This is a genomic window from uncultured Chitinophaga sp. (genome assembly GCF_937874145.1).
Taxonomy (GTDB): Bacteria; Bacteroidota; Bacteroidia; order Chitinophagales; family Chitinophagaceae; genus Chitinophaga.
Genome location: NZ_CALNBI010000271.1, coordinates 1 through 2993, shown reverse-complemented (window position 1 = coordinate 2993; position 2993 = coordinate 1). Strand labels below are relative to the sequence as shown.

Genomic DNA, 2993 nt, shown 5'->3' with positions numbered 1-2993 from the left:
ACGATAGTAAAAATGCGGACGTTGCCGATGCTGCCCGTGATGCCGGCGTATCTGAGTGCGCCCCAGCTGAGGTAAATATCTTTTATCGGCGTGATGTGGTAAGTATAGTGCATCTGGAAGTCGTCCATCGTTTTGCCGATGTGTTTTTCCAGGAAAGCGGGGAATTTGGCTTCGAGGGCTTTATAATCGGTGCCGGGTTTGAGGAGCAGGTAAGTGTAAGGCGCGTGGTTGGTCCAGTTGTCGAGGAAACCGGCGTAGGCTTCCCGGGCGGTGGACAGGCTAACGACGGCGTCTCCCCGGAGTTGGGAGTTTTCGGGCATGGGAGCCATGATGCCGGTGACGGTAAGGGACAACGTCCGGTCGTCCTGCGGGATCTGGATCGTTTTACCCATAGCAGGGGCTTCGCCGAAATATTTGGCGGCCATTGCTTCCGTGATCACGACGCTGCCGGGCGCTGCGAGCACTGAACCGGCATGGCCTTCGACCAGCTTGAAATCGAAGATCCGGAAGAAGGTGGAGTCCGACAGGAGAATGTTCGTTTCCCGGAATTTTCTATCGCCCTGTATGAAGATCATCTCCTGCTGCGAGACGCGCACCATGGATTCCACTTCGGGGAAATCCGCTGTGATGGCAGGCCCGGCGGGGTAAACGGAAATGCCGTTGGGGATGGTTTCGGTGGGGGTGATGACATCGTCGCGCAGGCGCACGATCCTGTCGGCCTTGCTATGGAAGTTATCATAACTCAGCTCGAAGCGGACGTAGGAAAGGATGAAGAAACAGGCGGTGAGGCCTGCGGCAAGCCCTGCGATATTGATCGCGGAGAAGGACTTGTGCTTCCAGAGGTTCCTGAAAGCTATCTTGATGTAATTCCTGACCATAAGATAAAGATATGCCGGATGGGGGCAAGCACCTTGCCATAATGCGGGAGGCTTACGGGGAACGGGTTTGGGGGAATCCGGGTAGTTGTAAACGTCCGGAATCGGACAATTTCCGTCCGCTGGCGGACAGCCTCCGGGGAAGACTGGCAGCCGGGCAACAGCCTGGATGCCTTTAACGGCCTGTTGCATGGGGGCTTCGGGGCGATGGCCGGGACGGGTGAGGCGGAGATCAACTGGAAAGACGTGGATCAAAGCCGCGAAGCATTGGGCTATGCGGTGACGAAGCAATATTATGAAAGTAAGCTGCATCCCGGTTCGCCTTTAACCAGGAGCGCTTCCGCCGGGAGCCGGAGGCGCTGGAGCAGGGCAAAGGATAGACGTATTCTGATTTGTTGATGGAAGTGATCGCGGATCGTTCGCATATTGCATCCCGGTTCATACCCTGACGCTTATTTATGGCTGATACGCGGGATTTCCCTGGCGGTTTTCGGTTGGTTGGGGTCGTATTGATACTGGATGCCGAAATGGCTGAGGTAAGTTTCAATCGGATCCATGCCTATTTCTTTCCTGCGTTTATTTACATGGGCTTCGTCTTCGATTGGGAAGACGGTTACTTTGCCATTTTCGGTATAGACCTGCGTGCCGTATACCTGGTAACCGTTTTGAAAAACGGAGAGTTTGTCTTGCAGGGTGGCGAATTGCGCGGGATGTATCGCTTTGGCTATAGCGGCTTGCCGGGCGAGGTGGATATGTTTTAGCTTGATGTCGGGATTGGCGTGGGTGAGCAGGAGGATGATGGCGTTGCCGCCGGAGTAGTCGATGACATCGGGCCCGGGCCATCCATTCCGGGAGAGGAACGCGTCGAGAGCCTGGCTGTTGGCATGGTCGATGGTATCTTGCCGGGCAAGCAGGCGGTCGATATCGGCGGGGAGCGCGTTGGCGGTGCGGGCTTTTTCTATTGCGTTGCGAATGGCTTGATCGGCCTGCTGCATATCCAGAAGCGATTTGCGCCATTGGGCGTTGTAATGGGGGGCGAGTGTTTGCTGGTTGGTTTTGATGCAATTGACGGCGGCGATGAAGCGGGCATTACTGCGGAGGCTGGTAAAGGCACTGTCGGCCAGGATGCTTTCGTGTTCGAAGAACCTTTTCATGCTGCAGAGTTGTTCCAGGGCTTCGGTGGCGGCGGAGGTGTCGCCGGTGTGCCCGAATGCACGGGCGGCTTCGTGCCAGGTGTCAGTGGTGGCGCGGCCGTTCCAGGCTGCGATGGCTTTTTTGAACTGGGTGGCGGCGGCTGCGTGTTGGCCCTCTTCCATGAGCAGGTGTGCGTCCCAGGAGGCGCGGCTCGCGGCTTCGGGGACCCAGGTACCCGGCTGCTGGGCAGTAACGGACAGGCAGGAAACAAGGGCGAAGCAAATAGTGGTGAATTTCATAACAGGACGTTGGGATAGCAGGGATGGATTGCTTCCGTTAAGATAAATAAATTGGATGGCAGGATTTGTTAAAGTTGGGTGGAAGTTTCGTTTGACCGGCTCCGTTACCCATGATATTATTTTTACTTCTTGTCGACGGAATATGTAATTATTTTGATAATTTTGTGTGTTTTAGTTTAATAAAGAACGAATAATCAGTTAATAACGAATTACTAAAATATATTACTCTACAAAGCCTATAGGTTAATAGGAAATAAGTTATACCTTTAACCCCGATCAGACACCCCCATTCATGAAAACACACAGATTATTCATCAGACCTTATTGTTGCGGCGCCAACCAGCCGGACATGCCCGTTCGTTGCTGAACATTCCCTTTTCCGCAATTATCAAAAATTTTATCAACCATGAAAAAAATCCTGTTGCTGGCATTGCCCGCACTTTTTCTCAGTATCGCAGCATCCGCGCAAGTGAATGTAAAAGGCCTGATCCGGTCGAAAGACGGCGTTCCCTTGCCCGGCGCCACCATCGGCATCAAAGGCACCAATTCCTTCGCACAGGCCGACTCCCTGGGCCGGTTCACCCTCGAAACCCGCCGCGATCCGCCATTTTTCGTGATCGCCAGTTTCATCGGCTATAAAACCAACGAAATCCAATTCACCCGCCAATCCGGAGAAGGCATCGAA

Annotated in this window: 3 protein-coding genes; 1 reads left to right on the top strand and 2 read right to left on the bottom strand. The window is 53.9% G+C overall.

Translation table 11 applies throughout. The features are described 5' to 3' along the window. Nucleotides 1–878, bottom strand: an 878-nt coding sequence (locus Q0510_RS13470) for an ABC transporter permease (RefSeq protein WP_298712562.1), incomplete at its 3' end; no start/stop codon positions are given. A 449-nt stretch (nucleotides 879–1327) separates the two neighbouring features. Continuing rightward, nucleotides 1328–2308, bottom strand: a complete 981-nt coding sequence (locus tag Q0510_RS13465; RefSeq protein WP_298712559.1) for a DUF6624 domain-containing protein — start codon at nucleotides 2306–2308, stop codon at nucleotides 1328–1330. 406 nt (nucleotides 2309–2714) lie between these two features. Between Q0510_RS13465 and Q0510_RS13460 the strand changes: the two genes are divergently transcribed. After that, a partial coding sequence (locus Q0510_RS13460) for a carboxypeptidase-like regulatory domain-containing protein (protein WP_298712556.1) occupies nucleotides 2715–2993 on the top strand: 279 nt, incomplete at its 3' end.

Coding starts and splice junctions, on each gene's coding strand:
- Q0510_RS13465 (WP_298712559.1), bottom strand. CDS start 2,308: ATGAAATTCACCACTATTTGCTTCGCCCTTGTTTCCTGCCTGTCCGTT.